This window comes from Mucilaginibacter pocheonensis, from assembly GCF_031456535.1.
Taxonomy (GTDB): domain Bacteria; phylum Bacteroidota; class Bacteroidia; order Sphingobacteriales; family Sphingobacteriaceae; genus Mucilaginibacter; species Mucilaginibacter pocheonensis.
The window spans coordinates 468,598-485,271 of sequence record NZ_JAVDUU010000002.1 but is presented as its reverse complement, the minus strand read 5'-3'; the positions used below and the strand labels follow the sequence as shown (position 1 = coordinate 485,271).

Sequence of the window (16,674 nt, the reverse complement as noted above, 5' to 3'; positions counted from 1 at the left end):
GCTTGTTCGATCATATAGCCCAAAGCTATATTGTTTGCCATAAGGCTACACGGCGTTTTATTGCTCTTGTGTAAGGTACATTGCCTTATTTGTTTGTATGTTTTTTTTAATAAAGGAGATAACCGTATCGGTATACAGGTTTGCACCAATGCCGTTTAAATGGGCGCGGTCGGCATAATATTCGGGGCGTTTAAGAACTGAATTATTTGTAAAATCCTGAAAAGGAATATGGTGATCCTTGCAAAGGTTTTTAATTTTTAAATATGAGTTCAGCTTGGTATCGTCATTGTACCTGGGCGATATAAAAACAAATAATTGTACCTGGTTGGTTTTACAAATGGTTATAAATGAAACCAGGGCTTTTATGTTGGCGGGGTCAACAAGATCTGCATATGGTGTAAAAGCGGTTTTTGTAGTCACCTTACTGGCATCCATTTTTTCATCCAAAGCGTTAAAGCCTAAAATGTATTTACTGGAGGGTAAAAAATGGTGCTGAAGTATCGAAAGCACCTGGCCGTTATAACGGTATGTTTTTGAAAGGCTTTTGTACATTTCAAATGGGCTCCGCTCTTTTATAATATCCTTTATAACATCTGATTGTTGCAAAAACGGCAGTAAAATAGATAGTTTATCCTTCTCGTCTTTATTCTGATCAAGTGCATCACTGTTGATATCTAAAATAACATACTGCGGAATATGATGTTGCAAGGCCAGCTGAAGCATAGCTGTACTATACAACAGCCCTTCGCCGTCGCGGCCGCCGTTATAACAATTGAGCCCAAAACTGTTTTTTATTGTTGATGAGTTGTAGTGGTGCGACGCCCTTGAACTGCCTAAAACCAGTATTTCTTCATCCTTATTGAAAGCAACGTGATTTGCCACGGCAAACTCACCGGTATTTTGATGGGTGAAGAAATAATACAGAACAGCGCCAATCAATTGGTCTATACAAATGATGATGAGCAAAAACAGGACTGCTCTTATTAAAAACTGTTTGTTTTTTGTTTTAAGCGACTGCATGTTTTCTAAAATTGAAAATAAATAAACTGCCCACCGTCAAAAACGCCGAATAAAAGGATAAAAAAGATCAGCACAGCATACGAGGCCATCCGGACAGCCAGTTTTTCGCTCGTTAAAAATTTTATATTCGGGTTGCCATATTCCTGCTTAAGCTCATAGAATAGTAAGGCAAATATGGCCATGAAATCATATACAAAATACGAGGGCTCGCCTATAAAAAAACCACTTTTAAAAACAAATACCCGGTTAATTATTCCCCAGGCTTCGCTTAGGGAGTTTGCCCTGAAAAATATCCAGGCCAGCGTAACCAATAAAAACGTGGAAATAATATTTAAGACTTTTGAAACGTATGTATTATGCAGCCCAAGCTTTTGCATAAGAGATTGCCGCCATGTTTTGCTAATAACGCCGGTAACCAGGTAAATTCCATGCAGTGTGCCCCAAACAATAAAAGTCCAGTTGGCGCCATGCCACAAGCCACTAATAATAAATACTACAAAAAGATTAAAATATAATCTTGCCTTTTTTACCCGGTTGCCGCCCAATGGTATATACACGTAATCCCTGAACCAGGTTGAAAGGGAAATATGCCACTTGCTCCAAAACTCGCCGATACTTTGTGCAAAGTATGGCCGCTTAAAGTTTTCCATCAGCTTAAAGCCCATTACGCGGGCGCTGCCAATAGCAATATCTGAGTAGCCCGAAAAATCACAATATATTTGAATGCCAAAAAACACAGATGCCAGTATAACACTCGCTGTTCCATGATTGGGATAATTGTTAAACACCGATTGTACGTATATGGCTAACCTATCTGCAACTACAACTTTTTTAAAAAAACCGATCAGCATCCGTTTTAATCCTTCAGAAACATCGGCAGCGTTAAATACCTTTTTCTCATGAAACTGGTGTAAAATGTTTTGCGGGCGCTCAATTGGCCCGGCAACCAGCTGCGGATAAAACATCACATATAAAGCGTAAATACCGAAGTGGCGCTCGGCCTTTTGGTTGCCCCTAAATACCTCAATGGTATAGCTCATGGCCTGAAAAGTGTGGAAAGACAAGCCTATGGGCAATAATATATTTAACAAAGGGATAGGGTTAGTATAGCCGCTCCATGATAATATGCCTGATAAATTGTTGTTTAAAAAGTTGAAATATTTAAATACAGCCAATACGCCAACATTGGCCGTAATACTTAATATGAGCAATAGTTTTTTCCTTTTAGGATTGGTGGTTTTTTCAAGATATATCCCGGCGAAGTAGTCAATTACTATAGTAAAAAACAAGATCAATATATAAATAGCCTTGAAGAACATATAAAAATAACAGCTGGCCACAAGTAATACCAACCATCTGAACTTATATGGACAGAGGAAATAAAGTAGGGTTACTATAGGAAAGAAAAGAAGAAAGCTAAATGAATTAAAAATCATCTGGTTAAAACTTCAAGTGTATATAAACTTATAGAAATAAAACCAGTGCTAAAATGCATTGCCGATGTTGTGCGCTATTATGTAAACTTAGTTGTAAATGTTTACACTCGTTTTTACATAAATAAGCGAGCGGTTATACACCGAAAGGACGAGCCGTTATTGAAAATTTATAGTCATCAAGTGGATCGCGGGGGAGGGGAATAAGAAAATTACATCCTGAATCTTAAGGAAACTGAGCGACCGAGTGCCTGAGCAAATTCCGGATCAATTAAAGGTCCGTCGCCCATTTGTACCCATGCTCCGCGGGCGTCTTTTTGCAAGGTTATTTTTTCACCATTAAGCAATATCTCCAGCTCGCAGGTGGCCTTACTAATTGGTGTTGTGTTTATCTGGTAAACGTGGTCGGTATCGTTATATGTTATACGTAGTGGCAGGCCCATCTTTTTCTTCTTCGGCGGTAAATATACAATTGTTGCTAATAAAACAAGCATTTTAAAAAAAATGGAATAAAAATTATTCAGGCGGCTAACTGATATTCAACCTTTTCAATCAGGTTGTTCATGCCAAATGGTTTGTGCAGTATATCATCCGGCGCGCCCTTTTGTTTAGGGGAGCCGTTAATATCATCATTGTCAGTACAGATAATAACAGGAAGGTTTTTTGTTTCTTTATTGAGCTTTAGCAATCGGCATACATCCCGGCCATCAATACCAGGTAATATAGAATCAAGGATGATCAGGTCTGGATGGTTGGTCCTGATGTTATTAAATATAAGATCGGCACGGTCAAGTGTAATTACATCATAGCCATTATTGGTTAATATATATGACATTACCTCGGCCATTAACTTGTTATGATCAACTATCAAAATTTTCTTTGCCATAGTCTTTCCATCTCTTCATATTAATCAACACAAAGTACATGCCATTGATTAACTTATGGTTATGTGATAGCCGGCAGGAAAACAAATACGGAAGGAAGTGTAGTTAAAAGATAACCGGGCAACACAAGGCAAAAAGAAAAGTTAATAACCCAATCAACAATTCTCCCGACAACAGCATCACTAATATGCCTGCGCGGCCCGGTTAATAACCTTATATGTGGATGAATAGTTCTTCTTTTGGCCTGCGTACCTTGATCATTTTGCTGTACACATCGTCATGGGCGCGGTAACCAACCGCCGCTATTACAGATGTGGTTAAGCCTTTTTCTTTTAAGCCAAGTATTTCGTCAAATTTGTCGGGATCAAAGCCTTCCATCGGCCCGGCATCAATGCCCATATCGGCAGCGGCACTTAATAATACCCCTAAGGCTATATATGTTTGTTTATGCGACCAGGCAATTTTTTGCTCATCAGTGCGGCTGTTCAGCGTGCCTAAAATCATTTGTTCAAAACCTTCCAGGCTTTCGCGCTCAACGCTACGGGTTGCAGCAACCAGGTCAATATATCTTTTTCCGAAATCTTCGTCGAGCTTGGTTAATGAGGCAAAAACAAATAATGCTGCAGAATCTGTGATCTGAGGCTGGTTATATCCGGCTGCACGTAATTTTTCTTTTGTTTCGGCATCCTGAACAACAATAACTTTAAAAGATTGCAAACCCAAAGAGGAGGGGGCAAGCTGCACAGCGCTTAAAAGATTATCTAGCTGTTGGGCGGTTATTTTTTTTGTGGGGTCGAATTTTTTAACGGCGGCGCGCCATTGTAATTTTTCTATGAGTGACATGATATTTTCTAATTATTTAAACAAAATTAGATGTTCAAACATCAATATTAGTCACAGCGATGTAATTAGATGTTTAAACATCTAATTACATCGCTTAATAAGTAGTGGATTATAGATTTGCCTTTTCTTTTAGCTCGTCTTCTTTGTCGCTTTGTTCTTTTTTAAGACGCCGTTTTTCCTGGCGGATTTCTTTCCTTGTTTTGCCGGTGGTATCGATATTATCTATCCGGTTCTTATAGTCGAGCTTAAGGGCTTCAATTTGTTCCTTTAATTTTTCCTTGGCCGATTTTTCTTTTAGTTTTTCTTTTTCTTCTGCTTTTTGAGCTGTTGTATCCTTTTTGCCAAAGAGCCGCTGAAAGAATGTTGGTTTTTTTACCGGATCTTCAAGCGCCGGCAAAAGTTCAGTATCATCGCTTTGCTTCATCAGGCTATCAGCGGTAGCTGTATCAACAGGCGCAATAGCGCGGCGCAGGCCTTCCCTTAAACGTACCTCGTAAAAGCCATAGGCGTTGGTATCACGCTGCGTATAGCCTTTTTGGGCCATTAGCCGGCCAATAAGGTTAAAGTAGCCGTGCAGCCCCGGCCGGAGTGTGCCATCGGGCTGAAAGGCGTAAAGGCCGCCTTTAGGGTAGGGAACAATGCTGGCCAGGTAAATACTTTCGCCCAGGGTAAGCTCAGAGGGTGATTTTCCAAAGTAGTAATGCGAGGCCTCTGATATGCCATAAATACCGCGACCCCATTCAATAATGTTAAAATAAACTTCCAGCATCCGGTTTTTGGTCATGATGCGGTTGTTTTCAATGATCCAAACAATCAGGATCTCTTCAATTTTGCGGGCCAGTGTTTTTTCCTTGCTCAAATAAGCGTTTTTAACCAGTTGCATTGATATGCCGCTGCCCCCCCGTTTAAATTTTTTGTCTTTAAAATCGGTGACCAGCGATTTTCTGATAGCCTCTTCAACAAAACCATGGTTGGTATAAAAAGAAGGATCTTCGGCTGTCATTACCGCGTTGCGCAGGGTTGGCGCAATACGTTCAAGCGGGGTAAACTCCGGATTTTCGGGGCCTATCAGGTGCGGCGACATGGGTTTGCCCTTTTCATAAGGCGTATAAACAAATGTGCTGTTAAGCTTGGTTAGGTCGGTTTTGCCATACTTCACTATCCTGAAATTATCTTTGCTCAGCCGCGAGTCGAATTGAAGATCGTCGGGCTTGGTGGTGTTCATATAAAAATTAAGCGCGTAATTTAGCTTGCCTGCAACCTGTATGCCATCAAGTGCCTCAAACATCCCTGATGGGAACGAATCAAAAATATCAGCGGCATTTAGCCAGCCGGTGTTAATTTTAAGCTCGTAAATTTTGACCGGGTTAAGCGTATACTTGATAAAAGGCCTTGCCGTAAGTTTTTTAATGTGGATAAGCGATGAGCTGTCAACCGAGATATAATTTTGGCCTACAAACAAATTTGCATCAATAGACGCGTCGGGAAATACAATATTGCCCGATGACAAAGCCGGATGATTAATGAGCAGGTTGTGTACTGCCCAGGAGCCAAAGATCTTTGTTTCGCCGCCGCCATGTTCAACTTTGGTTAACCGGGTGCTGATGGTATCAAAATTTAATTTAAGCTTAAACTTTTTTTCGATGACAGGCAGTTCAACCTTTTTACCCTGCGCGTAAAGTTTAACATCGATGTCTTTATCAGACGGGTGCATTTTGCCATCAATGTGCCAGATGGACGCCCCGTTATCCACATCAATAGTTGATGTAAGGTTGCCATCTTTAATCAGGGCGGTTTTGGCAAGTAGTCTTATCCTGTCGCTATCGGCCCTGAAGCTCAATAAAAAATTACTCAAGTGCAGGTTGTCCGGAATTTTATAGAGAATTTCGTTCACCAAGTGGTTGGCCAGTTGAGAGAGATCAACTTTAGTATGGGTTGCGGTGGAATCGCGTTTCTTTTTAAACAGGAAGTCGAAGTTTTTAACCCCTTTTACACTGGTAAGGTTAATAAAGCCATCCTGCAGATAAACATCGGCCAGTTTAATATTGCCAATAACCAGCGGAAGCAGCTTAACACTTACCACAAAGTTTTTGATGTTTAGCAGGCTGTCGCGTTGCTCCGGTACAATGGTGACATCGGAAAAAGAAACCGTGCTCATCCCCGTAAAATGGGCCGAACCTATTTTTACATCCAAATTATAATCGCTCCTGGCTTTTGCTTTAGCTTTGCTTATAGCTTTTTGAAGCAGGGCTTCGCGTTTTGAATAAACAATATATCCGCCTGTAAAAATTATCAGTAATAAGGGTATCAGTATAAATGCGGCTATGCGTATGTATTTAGGATTAAGGCGCTTCATTTGTAAATTTTTCCAAAACTAAACTAAATCTTATCCCCTGCAAACGGTTGTTTCTGCAAATTGTTTCTTTAACAAACGCAATTCAACAACCTGTTTTCATAAATTTGCCATAATATTATGATAATTACCAAAGAACAAGTTTTACAAGCCCTGGGCAATGTTGAGGAACCGGATCTGAAAAAAGACCTGGTTACCCTGAATATGATCCAGGATATCCATATTGATGGCAACAACATTAGCTTCTCGGTTATATTGACCACGCCGGCATGCCCGCTGAAAGCCCTGATTGAAAACGCATGCCGTAATGCCATTAGTCACTTTATTAACAAAGAGGCCGTGGTGAACATCAATATGACATCAAGAGTAACCTCTCAAAAAAACACGGGGGTGCCGGGCGTTAAAAATATTATAGCAGTAGCATCAGGTAAGGGCGGTGTAGGTAAGTCGACAGTGGCGGTTAACCTCGCGCTGGGTTTGGCAAAAGCCGGAGCTAAAGTAGGGTTGATAGACGCGGATATTTATGGCCCCTCTATACCCATTATGTTTGGTTTAGAAGGCGCCCGCCCGCAGGCCAGCCAGGTTGATGGGAAAACCCGCATCGAGCCGATTGAAAAATATGGTGTAAAGTTGTTATCGATAGGTTTTTTTACTGACCCTAACCAGCCTGTGCCGTGGCGTGGGCCCATGGTTTCAACCGCGGTAAAACAACTGTTTAATGATGCTGACTGGGGCGAGCTGGACTATCTGGTAATTGATTTGCCGCCAGGCACTGGTGATATTCACATTACTGTTACTCAAACCTTCCCCGTAACCGGGGCTGTTATTGTAACCACGCCGCAAAATGTAGCCCTGGCTGATGCCAAAAAGGGGATAGGTATGTTTTTAATGCCGGCCATTAATGTGCCGATACTGGGTGTGGTTGAAAACATGTCATACTTTACACCAGCCGAGTTGCCCGAAAACAAGTATTATATTTTCGGTCAGGGTGGTGGCCAAAAGCTGGCGAAACAACTTGATGTACCATTTTTAGGAGAAATTCCGTTAGTAAAGGGCATAAGTGACTCTGGCGACGCCGGCAAACCAACCATACTGGATGAAAACGGCGTGATGACCCAGGCGTTTTTGGAAATGGCCCGGCGTGTAGCGCAACAGATTGCCATATCAAACGCAAAAGCGGCGGATAGCCAGACTATTACTGCCGCCGCAAATTAAGATCAGGAATAAGCAACGGCGCAATTACCTTTGGTATAGTGTGGTAATTTATTCAAATAAGAATATTGTAAATAATTAAGTAACTTTACTTTTATTATAAATTAGTTAAAATGAGTTTATTGAATCAGGTAGAAACAGCTTTAGACACCATTCGCCCATATTTGGAGGCTGATGGCGGGAATGTTTCGATTGAGGAGATCACCCCTGAAGGTGTAGTTAAGTTAAAACTGTTAGGATCATGCGGATCATGCCCTATGAGTATCATGACGCTTAAAGCAGGCATTGAGCAGGCTATTAAAAAGGCGGTTCCGGAAATAACCGGTATTGAAGCCGTGAACTTAACAGATATTGATGACCCTAACGCGGTACTCCCAGAAAATTTAAGATAGTGTTAAGTATTGTTAAAAACCGTATGCATTTACGGTTTTAGCTTACTTTTGATTAAAGTTTTGAAACTTTTTCCGGCCGTAACGGGTAGGTAAGGAAAGAGGGACCGGTATATGAAATATTTAATTGTTATAATTTTTTTATTTGCAACAATTAGCGCCTTTGCCCAGGATCATAATGACAGGCCAATTGTGCAGTTCTCGGGTATTGTACATAACGCCGATAGCGCCAATGTAATAGTGCCTTATGTAACCATTACCAATGCTTCTTCACGTAACGCTGTCAGTTTAACAAACTATAAAGGTTATTTTTCTTTTGTTGCACATGAGCAGGATACCCTCCGCTTTACCTGTGTGGGGTATGGCCAGGTAACCATGGTTATTCCGGCAAATGTGCCTAATAAAAGCTATACGGTACAGGTATTGCTTAAACCGCAAATTATCAACCTGCCAACGTTCCACGTGTTCCCGTGGGCTACTACTGATGAGTTTAAAAAGGATTTCCTGGCTATAAAACTGGCTGATGATGATCTTGAAATTGCGCGGAAGAACATAAGCCGTACATCATTGACGGCTTTATCAAATGTATTACCGAGAGATGCACAGGAAATACAATCGGCAAATGCGCAGGGCATGCATACCAGCATATTAAACTCGCATTCGCTAACACCAAATCCTTTGCTTAATCCGTTGGCATGGGGCAGCTTAGTAAAGCAGATAACCGACGGCGACAACAAGAGCAGTAATTAAACTACCGACAAAGATTAAGCACCTTCTTTAGCGCTGGCTAATATTGAGGATTTGACTAAAAGCTTAAGAAACGAGGGGCAATAGTTACGCTTAACGGCCCTTTTTAACAGCCGGGAATTTCATCTTATAATCCACGTCAACCATCCCTTTTGATATTTCGTTCAGCTTTTTCTCGATGAGGCGCCTGCGGAGCGGGCTCAGCTTATCAGTAAACAGTTTGCCTTCAATATGGTCATATTCATGCTGTATAACACGGGCAGCTAAACCTTTAAAGGTATCTTCGTGGTGTTTCCAGTTTTCATCATAATATGATAACCTTACAACCGGCTTGCGGTAAACATCCTCCCTTATTTCAGGAATGCTTAGGCAGCCTTCATTAAAGCCCCATTCTTCGCCGGTTTCTTCTAAAACTGTAGCGTTTATAAATACCTTTTTAAAGTCTTTCAGGTCGGGTTCATCATCGCTAAATACAGAGGCATCAACTACAAATAAGCGCATTGACATGCCAACCTGTGGTGCCGCCAAACCAACGCCATGAGCGGCGTACATGGTTTCGAACATGTTTTCAACCAGTTCTTTTATATGCGGGTATTCCTCTGGTTCAATTGCTGTAGCTTTTTTTCTCAGAACAGGGTCTCCGTAGGCAATGATAGGGTATTTCATTAATATGGTCTCTTTTTCTTTTATTATTCGTTTTTCACCGGTACTTTCAATCGGCTAAGCCATTTAACATGGCCTGCCATTAATTGTTTTTAGCAATATAGGTGATATTTTAACCTTACAAAAATACAGGTTTTATTGCTTAGGCTCAAACTTCAATGTAATAAGCTTATGCAAATCAAACACTTCGTTACTTATTTCAAGTACCTGTTCTGCTGTTACGGCGTTAATTTTAGCAAATACGTCATCCAGCGTGTCAATGTGGTTAAAATCAAGTAAGCTTTTGGCCATTGAAATGATCAGGCCCATGCGGTTCTCTTCGGCCAGTGCAATCTGACCAATAAATTTTTCTTTGGCCTGATGCAGTTGCAGCGTACCCAGTTTTTGTTCGCGCAATTTTTTAAGCTCTTTATGTACCAGTTGTAAAGCTTTATCAGCTTTCTCGGCATCGGTTCCAAAATAGATGGAAAAAATACCGGTATCAGTAAGTGCCGTATAGTTTGACTCTATGGTATACGCAATGCCATGTTTTTCACGGATCTCCAGATTAAGCCGGCTGCTCATGCCCATGCCACCCAAAAGGTTATTTAAGAGCAATAACCCATTTTTGTATTTGTGCGATGATGAATATGCCTGGTTGCCAATAATACAATGTGTTTGCGATATGGGCTTGTTGACAATATAAATTCCACTTTGATTAGCCGCCGGAGTAAGCCGGGTTTTTTGAGGCCGGGTTTCAGCGATGGCCCCAAAATACTTTTCAGATAACCTGATCAGCTTTTTAAAATTGTAATTGCCATGAACGGCAAATATCATTTCGGCTGTGCTGTAATTAGCTTTGATAAAAGCCCTGATATCATCGCTGTTCATTTTGGCAACCGTATCTGGTGTGCCTAAAATGTTTTTACCAATGGGATGATCTTTAAAAAGCAATTCCTCAAAATCGTCCTGGATAGCCTCTTCCGGCTGGTCGAGGTATGAAGCGATCTCATCCAATATCACACCTTTTTCTTTTTCCTGTTCATCTTCAGGAAAGGTGGAATGGAAAAGAATATCTTCAAACAGATCCATTGAGCGCTCCAGGTGCTGATTAAGCAAAGAAGCGTGTATGCAGGTATATTCCTTGGTGGTGTAGGCGTTAAGGTCGGCGCCAACCAGCTCCAACCGGTTTAAAATTTGATTGGTGCTGCGCTTTTCTGTTTCTTTAAAGAGCAGGTGTTCTATAAAATGCGCGAGGCCTTCCTGTCCCGGATTTTCATCGCGCGAGCCTGCGTTTACGATAAAACAGCAGTGTGTTATGGCAGATGGCGCATGTTTATACAATATCCTGATGCCATTGGGTAAGGTGTAAGCCTGGTAGTCGATCATGAAGTGCAAAGATAACGTTATATACGTTACAATTATTTTGATGCCATTATAAGCGATTTATGCTATTTTAGAAGAAAAATGTAAAGAACATGCAAGTTATTTAATATTAATTTAATTAAGCCCCCAACATTAAAGTAGCCGCATCTATGAAAATTAAAATTGCCGATCTTGAATTTGAACCGCTTATCAATGAAACCCTAATAACAGAACGAACTAAAGCAATAGGACAGCAGTTAAATAACGACTACCAGCAAAGCATACCCGTATTTGTTGGTGTATTAAATGGCAGCTTTTTATTTATAGCTGACCTCATAAAGCAGATTGACGTTCCCTGTGAAATTGCCTTTACCAAACTGGCGTCTTATTATGGTGGTACCACCAGCAAACTTAAAATACGCGATGATATTGACCTCATCATGGATATAACGGGCCGTGATGTAGTAATCATTGAAGACATTGTTGATACCGGCAATACCCTCCATTACCTGATAGATAAATTAAAAGCGCGCAACCCATCATCTATCACCGCTTGCTCTCTGTTATTAAAGCCGTCGGCTTTGTTAAACCCAATTAAAGAGTTGAAATACGTAGGATTTGAAATTGAGAACGAGTTTGTTGTTGGCTACGGACTGGATTACCAGGAGAGGGGCCGGAATTTAAGAGATATTTATAAAAAGGTAGGGTATTAATCATTAAACGCCTTAGCGGTTTGTGTCATCACAAACCGCTGAGGCAAACCCAGGCAACGGCGGAGTAGATATCCCTAAGATTTGTGTCTCTACAAACCTCCATTTGATCAACTCCAAACATACCCGCTATTTCATTCAGGAATATACGAGCTGGTCAATGCTGTTTCTTCCCGCGGTTTGTGTCCTCACAAACCGCTTTTGAGGCGAAGATACAAGCAACGGGGAGCATTCTGAAGTTTGTTGGTACGCAAGCCTCTATTAATCAACCCCAACCATACCCGCTATTTCACTCAGAAACAATACGGCCTGGTCAATGCTGTTGACCCCCTCAATGCTTAAGCGCAGGGTGTTTTTTACTTCTTTAAGGTTGGTACGGCGCATATTGCTTTGTACAAAAGTGAGGACATTGCGAAAAGCATCCGATTCAAAGTAGGCCGACTGCTGGTTGGCGATAAAGTAACCCCTCAGCACATTCTTTTTAAGCGAAATCTTTTCGAAGCCAATAGCCTTGCCCAGCCATTGCAGGCGCATGGTGTTCAGCAAATCTTTTACCTGTGGCGGAATTGGCCCGAAACGGTCATGCAGTTGTTGCTGAAAAGCGGATAGCTCCACCTCATTTTCAAGCTTGGATAGCTCGGTATACAGGTTATACCGTTCGGAAATGTTGGTCACGTACTCGTCGGGGATCAGGATCTCCAGGTCGGTATCTATCTGGGTAAAGGAAATGAACGGGCGGGGTTTATCATCAGGAAAAACACCTTTAAATTCATCCTCTTTCAACTCCTGTATGGCTTCGTCCAATATCTTGTGGTACATGTCGAACCCAATTTCGGCAATAAAGCCGCTTTGTTCTGCCCCAAGCAGGTTACCGCTGCCGCGAATGTCCAGATCGCGCATGGCAACATTAAAGCCACTGCCCAGATCGCTGAACTCCTCAATAGCGCTCAGGCGTTTGCGGGCCTCGCTGGTGAGTGTTGACAACGGCGGACTTAACAGGTAACAATAGGCCTTTTTATTACTTCGGCCCACACGGCCGCGCATCTGATGCAGATCGCTAAGGCCAAACATATGAGCATAGTTAATAATAATGGTATTGGCATTCGGGATATCCAGCCCTGCCTCAATAATGGTTGTAGCCACCAACACATCATACTCATGATTCACAAATTTGAGCATTACATCTTCCAGCGCGTCGCCCTCCAGCTGCCCGTGTGCAATACCAACGCGAGCTTTGGGCACCAGCTTATGGATCATGCCACCCAGTTGGGGCAGATCGGCTACGCGATTATGGATAAAGAATATTTGCCCGCCGCGGTCAATTTCAAACTCAACCGCGTTTTTGATCAGGGTATCATTAAATACATGTAGCTCGGTAACCACAGGCTGTCGGTTTGGCGGCGGTGTGGATATGATGGAAAGATCACGTGCTCCCATTAATGAGAAATGCAGGGTACGCGGAATAGGGGTGGCCGTAAGTGTAAGCGTATCCACATTGGCGCGCATTTGTTTAAGCTTCTCTTTGGTTGATACGCCAAACTTTTGCTCTTCGTCAATGATCATCAACCCCAGGTCCTTAAATTTAACATCTTTGCTTACCAGGCGATGAGTCCCAATGATGATATCTACTTTGCCTTCTTTCAATTTATCTAAGGTTTCCCTGATCTGCCTACTTGATTTAAAGCGGTTAACATAATCAATGTTGGCCGGAAAGCCTTTGAGCCTGTCAGTAAATGTTTTGTAGTGCTGAGCCGCCAAAATGGTAGTAGGTACCAGTATAGCCACCTGCTTGCTATCGGCTACTGCTTTAAAAGCTGCACGCACGGCCACCTCGGTTTTGCCAAAGCCCACATCGCCACATATCAGCCGGTCCATAGGATGCGGCGATTCCATATCCTTTTTAAAATCGGCAGTAGCCTTTTCCTGGTCAGGGGTGTCTTCGTACAGGAATGAAGCTTCCAGTTCGGTTTGCAGGTAACTATCGGGAGAAAAAGCATTGCCGTGCTGCGACTTACGCAAGGCATAAAGCTTGATCAGGTCGCGGGCTATGTCCTTAACTTTTTTTTTTGTTGTTTTCTTGAGCCGTTCCCAGGTATCGGTGCCCAACTTGTTCATTTTGGGAACGGTGCCCTCTTTGCCGCTGTATTTTGATATGCGGTTTAGCGAGTTGATATTTACATATAACAAGTCATTATCGGCATATATGAGGCGGATCATTTCCTGTTGCTTGCCGTTCACTTCCACTTTTTCTAACCCGGCATATTTGCCTATACCGTGGTCAATGTGGGTTACATAGTCGCCGGGCTTTAAGTCACGGAGTTCTTTAAGGGTGATGGCCTGCGAGCGCTGATAGCCCTTTTTGAGCTTGTATTTGTAATACCGGTCAAATATCTGGTGATCTGTATAACAAGCCAGTTTTTGTTCATGATCCACAAAGCCTTCGCGGATGGAAACACTTATCGGGGTAAATTTTACCGTTTTATCCAGATCATCCAATATGGCATATAAACGCTCAACCTGCCGGGCCGAATCAGTAAGAATAAAATTCTCGATATGTTCGGCCTCATTATTTTTAAAGTTGTGGATAAGCAGCGTAAAATCTTTATTAAAAGACGGCTGCGGCCGCATATCAAAATTGATTGACGCGTTGGGTTGATAAAAAAACTGTTTGCCAAATTCCACCACAGGAAAATCATGCAGCTGATCGGCTATCAGCTTTTCGTCGGTGAAGCCAAACTTGGGATCGATCCATTCCGGGTTCTGTGCTTTTTCGTCGGCAGATAAGGCCGCCCACAGGTTTACCGCCTTTTTAAAGCCTGTTTGTATAATATCAAGCGTAAACTGCACGTCTTTTATCCAAACCTGCGTGCCGGCATCAACATATTCCAATAATGAAATGTTGCTTTCGGTTAAAAATTTTGATTGCACATTAGGTACAATGGTAATGCTTTTAACCTGCTCAACAGACAGCTGGCTTTCAATTTCAAACGTGCGGATAGACTCGATAAAGTCGCCGAAGAACTCGATGCGGTAGGGCAGGTTATGCGAGAACGAAAATATATCAACAATACCGCCCCTTATGGAGAACTGGCCAGGTTCATAAACAAAGTCAACCCGGTCAAAGTCGTACTCAATTAAAAACTCATTAATAAAATCGATGCTGAGCTTACTGCCGACAGCAATTTCCAGCGTGTTTTTTTCGAGTGATGAGCGGTCTATTACTTTTTCGGCTAAGGCCTCGGGGTAGGTTACAATAAGCTGTCCAAATTCTGATGAATGATTAAGCTCATTTAATACCTCGGCACGGGCCAGCACATTGCTGCTATCTGGTTGTGTAAATTCAAATGGTTTGCGGTATGAGGACGGGAAAAGCAGTACCTCTTTGCCAGTAAGGCTTTCCAGGTCGGCCTGGAAATACCCGGCCTCTTCGCGCTCGGGCAGCACAAATATCATGTGCTTATGCTGCAAAAAATACAATGCTACCGCCATGGCCGAATCACTTGACCCGACTAAACCACGAAGCTGTATCCTTGGATTTTTAGAAGCGTTAAGGGCAGTTGCCAGCGCTTTTATCCTGTTGTCAGCTTTATATCTGTCTAAAATATCACGGATGTTCAAAACTGATGCAAATGTACGAAAAAAGGACTTTTTAAATAATTAAAGCTAAATAGTATACAATTATGCAAACAATATTCGTGTATAATTACTTTTTAATGGTAAATTCAATAAACTTATAATTTAAGCCAACCTATTACTTTAACTAATTTTATAACCATGAAAAATGCAATTATTTGGGGTGTTGTTATTGGTGTATTAAGCGGAATATGGATGTTTGTAATGCACAGCTCGGGTATAACCCCCACGAATGACAAAGTAGCGACGCTTGAATACTTTTCTTTTCTGATACCTGCTTTAGGGTTATTATTGGGGATATACAGCTACCGCAAAAATGAATGCAAAGGGCAGATGGGGTTTTTGGAAGCATTGATACAGAGTTTTAAAATATTAATTGTAGGAGGTATTTTAACTGTTTTTGCCACTATATTGTATTTAAGTTATGCCCAGGTATCAATGAGCGATATACTTAAAGATTCGTCGGGGCGTATATTTGGTGCGCTACTGGTAGGTGTGATACTGGCCTTTGGTGTTTCGCTATTGTTTCACAACAAATCAAACAAGATTGATTAAACGGCTCTTCTCAAAATATTTTGAACTGGTTTTCTGGGTGGCTGCAATGTTGTCACTGGCGTTTACCGCCCCGGCGGCTCAATCGCATTTTTCTTTATGCCCTTTAAAACTAATGGGTATAAAATGGTGCCCGGGCTGCGGCCTCGGGCATGCTATTATTTATTTGTTTCATGGCGATATACGCAATTCATTTCATGCCCATTGGCTGGGCATCCCCGCAGTGCTCGTTATTTTTCACCGTATTTATGTTTTGACAAAAGACAGGATGGGCTATGGCCCGCGGTTTGAACAAAAGCACATTTCCTGAATTTATCGTCTATATTGCAGATAGCAGGAAGGAGCACGCCTAACCTGCATTTTTCAGGTCCTCGTTTAAATACCCGGTTTGTTTCACCGTTAAAATCTCCCAATTCACCGACTTGTTTTGCTTATTAGCCAGCTTTGTATATGCTGGTTTTGTTTGTTGCCCTACCTTTATATCATAAAACAAACAATAACCTTAAGCTTACTAAGATGAACACTTACCAAAATCCATATATAATGTTTGATGGGATGACACCTGAAGAACATGCCTTTTTACACCAGGCCATTAGCTCCCTTACCGAAAATCAGATAGGATACTTTATGAGCATTTACGGCAATAAAAGAAGGAATCCGCAGGACATTATGCTGGCGACGCTGGCTGGTTTTTTGGGAGTATCAGGCGTTCAGCGTTTCCTTACCGACCAGATAGGCATGGGCATACTGTACTTTTTTACCGCCGGCTTTTGTTTTATCGGTACTATTATCGACCTGATAAACTATAAAAATATCGCCAATGAATACAACAAACAAATGGCTTTTGAAAGCTTTAACATTGCAAAAATGAGCAACTAAAGTTCCCTCGCG

The 16,674-nt window shown here is 41.8% G+C and carries 16 protein-coding genes; 7 read left to right on the top strand and 9 right to left on the bottom strand.

Translation table 11 applies throughout. The features are described from left to right. Positions 1 to 57: 57 nt before the first annotated feature. The 6 genes from J2W55_RS08965 to J2W55_RS08940 form a co-directional block, all read right to left on the bottom strand. Positions 58 to 1,020, bottom strand: coding sequence for a hypothetical protein (locus J2W55_RS08965; protein WP_310094563.1), 963 nt, complete (start codon positions 1,018 to 1,020; stop codon positions 58 to 60). Positions 1,021 to 1,025: 5 nt separating this feature from the next. Beyond that, positions 1,026 to 2,309 (bottom strand): MBOAT family O-acyltransferase, encoded by a 1,284-nt coding sequence (locus J2W55_RS08960; protein ID WP_310094560.1) that lies wholly within the window; start codon positions 2,307 to 2,309, stop codon positions 1,026 to 1,028. 356 nt (positions 2,310 to 2,665) lie between these two features. Continuing rightward, positions 2,666 to 2,947, bottom strand: a complete 282-nt coding sequence (locus tag J2W55_RS08955) for a hypothetical protein (protein WP_310094558.1) — start codon at positions 2,945 to 2,947, stop codon at positions 2,666 to 2,668. Positions 2,948 to 2,973: 26 nt separating this feature from the next. Next, the gene (locus J2W55_RS08950; RefSeq protein ID WP_310094554.1) at positions 2,974 to 3,339 is read right to left on the bottom strand and encodes a response regulator; all 366 of its coding nucleotides are present in this window, start codon (positions 3,337 to 3,339) and stop codon (positions 2,974 to 2,976) included. 211 nt (positions 3,340 to 3,550) lie between these two features. Beyond that, positions 3,551 to 4,180: a nitroreductase family protein gene (locus J2W55_RS08945; RefSeq protein ID WP_310094551.1), complete on the bottom strand. Its 630-nt coding sequence runs from the start codon at positions 4,178 to 4,180 to the stop codon at positions 3,551 to 3,553. A gap of 109 nt (positions 4,181 to 4,289) precedes the next feature. Next, a complete protein-coding gene (locus J2W55_RS08940; RefSeq protein ID WP_310094549.1) occupies positions 4,290 to 6,536 on the bottom strand; it encodes a transglycosylase domain-containing protein in 2,247 nt (748 codons plus the stop codon). Between the two features lie 117 nt (positions 6,537 to 6,653). Between J2W55_RS08940 and J2W55_RS08935 the strand changes: the two genes are divergently transcribed. From J2W55_RS08935 to J2W55_RS08925, 3 genes are all read left to right on the top strand, one after another. Further along, the gene (locus tag J2W55_RS08935; RefSeq protein ID WP_310094547.1) at positions 6,654 to 7,748 is read left to right on the top strand and encodes an Mrp/NBP35 family ATP-binding protein; all 1,095 of its coding nucleotides are present in this window, start codon (positions 6,654 to 6,656) and stop codon (positions 7,746 to 7,748) included. Between the two features lie 110 nt (positions 7,749 to 7,858). Continuing rightward, entirely contained in the window at positions 7,859 to 8,137 is a 279-nt protein-coding gene (locus J2W55_RS08930) for a NifU family protein (protein WP_310094545.1), read from the top strand. A gap of 111 nt (positions 8,138 to 8,248) precedes the next feature. Beyond that, the gene (locus J2W55_RS08925) at positions 8,249 to 8,884 is read left to right on the top strand and encodes a peptidase associated/transthyretin-like domain-containing protein (RefSeq protein WP_310094543.1); all 636 of its coding nucleotides are present in this window, start codon (positions 8,249 to 8,251) and stop codon (positions 8,882 to 8,884) included. A gap of 90 nt (positions 8,885 to 8,974) precedes the next feature. Here J2W55_RS08925 and def read toward each other — a convergent pair whose 3' ends face one another. Then, positions 8,975 to 9,547, bottom strand: coding sequence for a peptide deformylase (def, locus tag J2W55_RS08920; RefSeq protein ID WP_310094540.1), 573 nt, complete (start codon positions 9,545 to 9,547; stop codon positions 8,975 to 8,977). Between the two features lie 132 nt (positions 9,548 to 9,679). Further along, positions 9,680 to 10,909 carry a M16 family metallopeptidase gene (locus J2W55_RS08915; protein ID WP_310096473.1) on the bottom strand — a complete coding sequence of 410 codons (1,230 nt, stop codon included), beginning with the start codon at positions 10,907 to 10,909 and terminating at the stop codon, positions 9,680 to 9,682. A 149-nt stretch (positions 10,910 to 11,058) separates the two neighbouring features. Between J2W55_RS08915 and hpt the strand changes: the two genes are divergently transcribed. Continuing rightward, on the top strand, positions 11,059 to 11,601 hold the full coding sequence (gene hpt, locus J2W55_RS08910) for a hypoxanthine phosphoribosyltransferase (protein WP_310094537.1): 543 nt from the start codon (positions 11,059 to 11,061) through the stop codon (positions 11,599 to 11,601). 258 nt (positions 11,602 to 11,859) lie between these two features. On the opposite strand, the gene mfd is transcribed toward hpt, so the two are convergent. Next, entirely contained in the window at positions 11,860 to 15,216 is a 3,357-nt protein-coding gene (gene mfd, locus J2W55_RS08905) for a transcription-repair coupling factor (protein ID WP_310094535.1), read from the bottom strand. A 156-nt stretch (positions 15,217 to 15,372) separates the two neighbouring features. On the opposite strand from mfd, the gene J2W55_RS08900 reads away from it, so the two are divergent. The 3 genes from J2W55_RS08900 to J2W55_RS08890 all read left to right on the top strand — a co-directional run bounded on the left by J2W55_RS08900 (position 15,373) and on the right by J2W55_RS08890 (position 16,662). Then, on the top strand, positions 15,373 to 15,786 hold the full coding sequence (locus J2W55_RS08900) for a DUF4199 domain-containing protein (protein ID WP_310094533.1): 414 nt from the start codon (positions 15,373 to 15,375) through the stop codon (positions 15,784 to 15,786). Further along, entirely contained in the window at positions 15,779 to 16,093 is a 315-nt protein-coding gene (locus J2W55_RS08895) for a DUF2752 domain-containing protein (RefSeq protein WP_310094531.1), read from the top strand. The genes J2W55_RS08900 and J2W55_RS08895 overlap by 8 nt, the downstream gene beginning before the upstream one ends. Before the next feature lie 206 nt (positions 16,094 to 16,299). Then, positions 16,300 to 16,662 (top strand): TM2 domain-containing protein, encoded by a 363-nt coding sequence (locus J2W55_RS08890; RefSeq protein WP_310094529.1) that lies wholly within the window; start codon positions 16,300 to 16,302, stop codon positions 16,660 to 16,662. Positions 16,663 to 16,674: the final 12 nt, after the last annotated feature.

Coding starts and splice junctions, on each gene's coding strand:
- J2W55_RS08955 (WP_310094558.1), bottom strand. CDS start 2,947: ATGCTTGTTTTATTAGCAACAATTGTATATTTACCGCCGAAGAAGAAA.
- hpt (WP_310094537.1), top strand. CDS start 11,059: ATGAAAATTAAAATTGCCGATCTTGAATTTGAACCGCTTATCAATGAA.
- J2W55_RS08930 (WP_310094545.1), top strand. CDS start 7,859: ATGAGTTTATTGAATCAGGTAGAAACAGCTTTAGACACCATTCGCCCA.
- J2W55_RS08900 (WP_310094533.1), top strand. CDS start 15,373: ATGAAAAATGCAATTATTTGGGGTGTTGTTATTGGTGTATTAAGCGGA.
- J2W55_RS08965 (WP_310094563.1), bottom strand. CDS start 1,020: ATGCAGTCGCTTAAAACAAAAAACAAACAGTTTTTAATAAGAGCAGTC.
- def (WP_310094540.1), bottom strand. CDS start 9,547: ATGAAATACCCTATCATTGCCTACGGAGACCCTGTTCTGAGAAAAAAA.
- J2W55_RS08945 (WP_310094551.1), bottom strand. CDS start 4,180: ATGTCACTCATAGAAAAATTACAATGGCGCGCCGCCGTTAAAAAATTC.
- J2W55_RS08935 (WP_310094547.1), top strand. CDS start 6,654: ATGATAATTACCAAAGAACAAGTTTTACAAGCCCTGGGCAATGTTGAG.
- J2W55_RS08925 (WP_310094543.1), top strand. CDS start 8,249: ATGAAATATTTAATTGTTATAATTTTTTTATTTGCAACAATTAGCGCC.
- J2W55_RS08890 (WP_310094529.1), top strand. CDS start 16,300: ATGAACACTTACCAAAATCCATATATAATGTTTGATGGGATGACACCT.
- J2W55_RS08940 (WP_310094549.1), bottom strand. CDS start 6,536: ATGAAGCGCCTTAATCCTAAATACATACGCATAGCCGCATTTATACTG.
- J2W55_RS08950 (WP_310094554.1), bottom strand. CDS start 3,339: ATGGCAAAGAAAATTTTGATAGTTGATCATAACAAGTTAATGGCCGAG.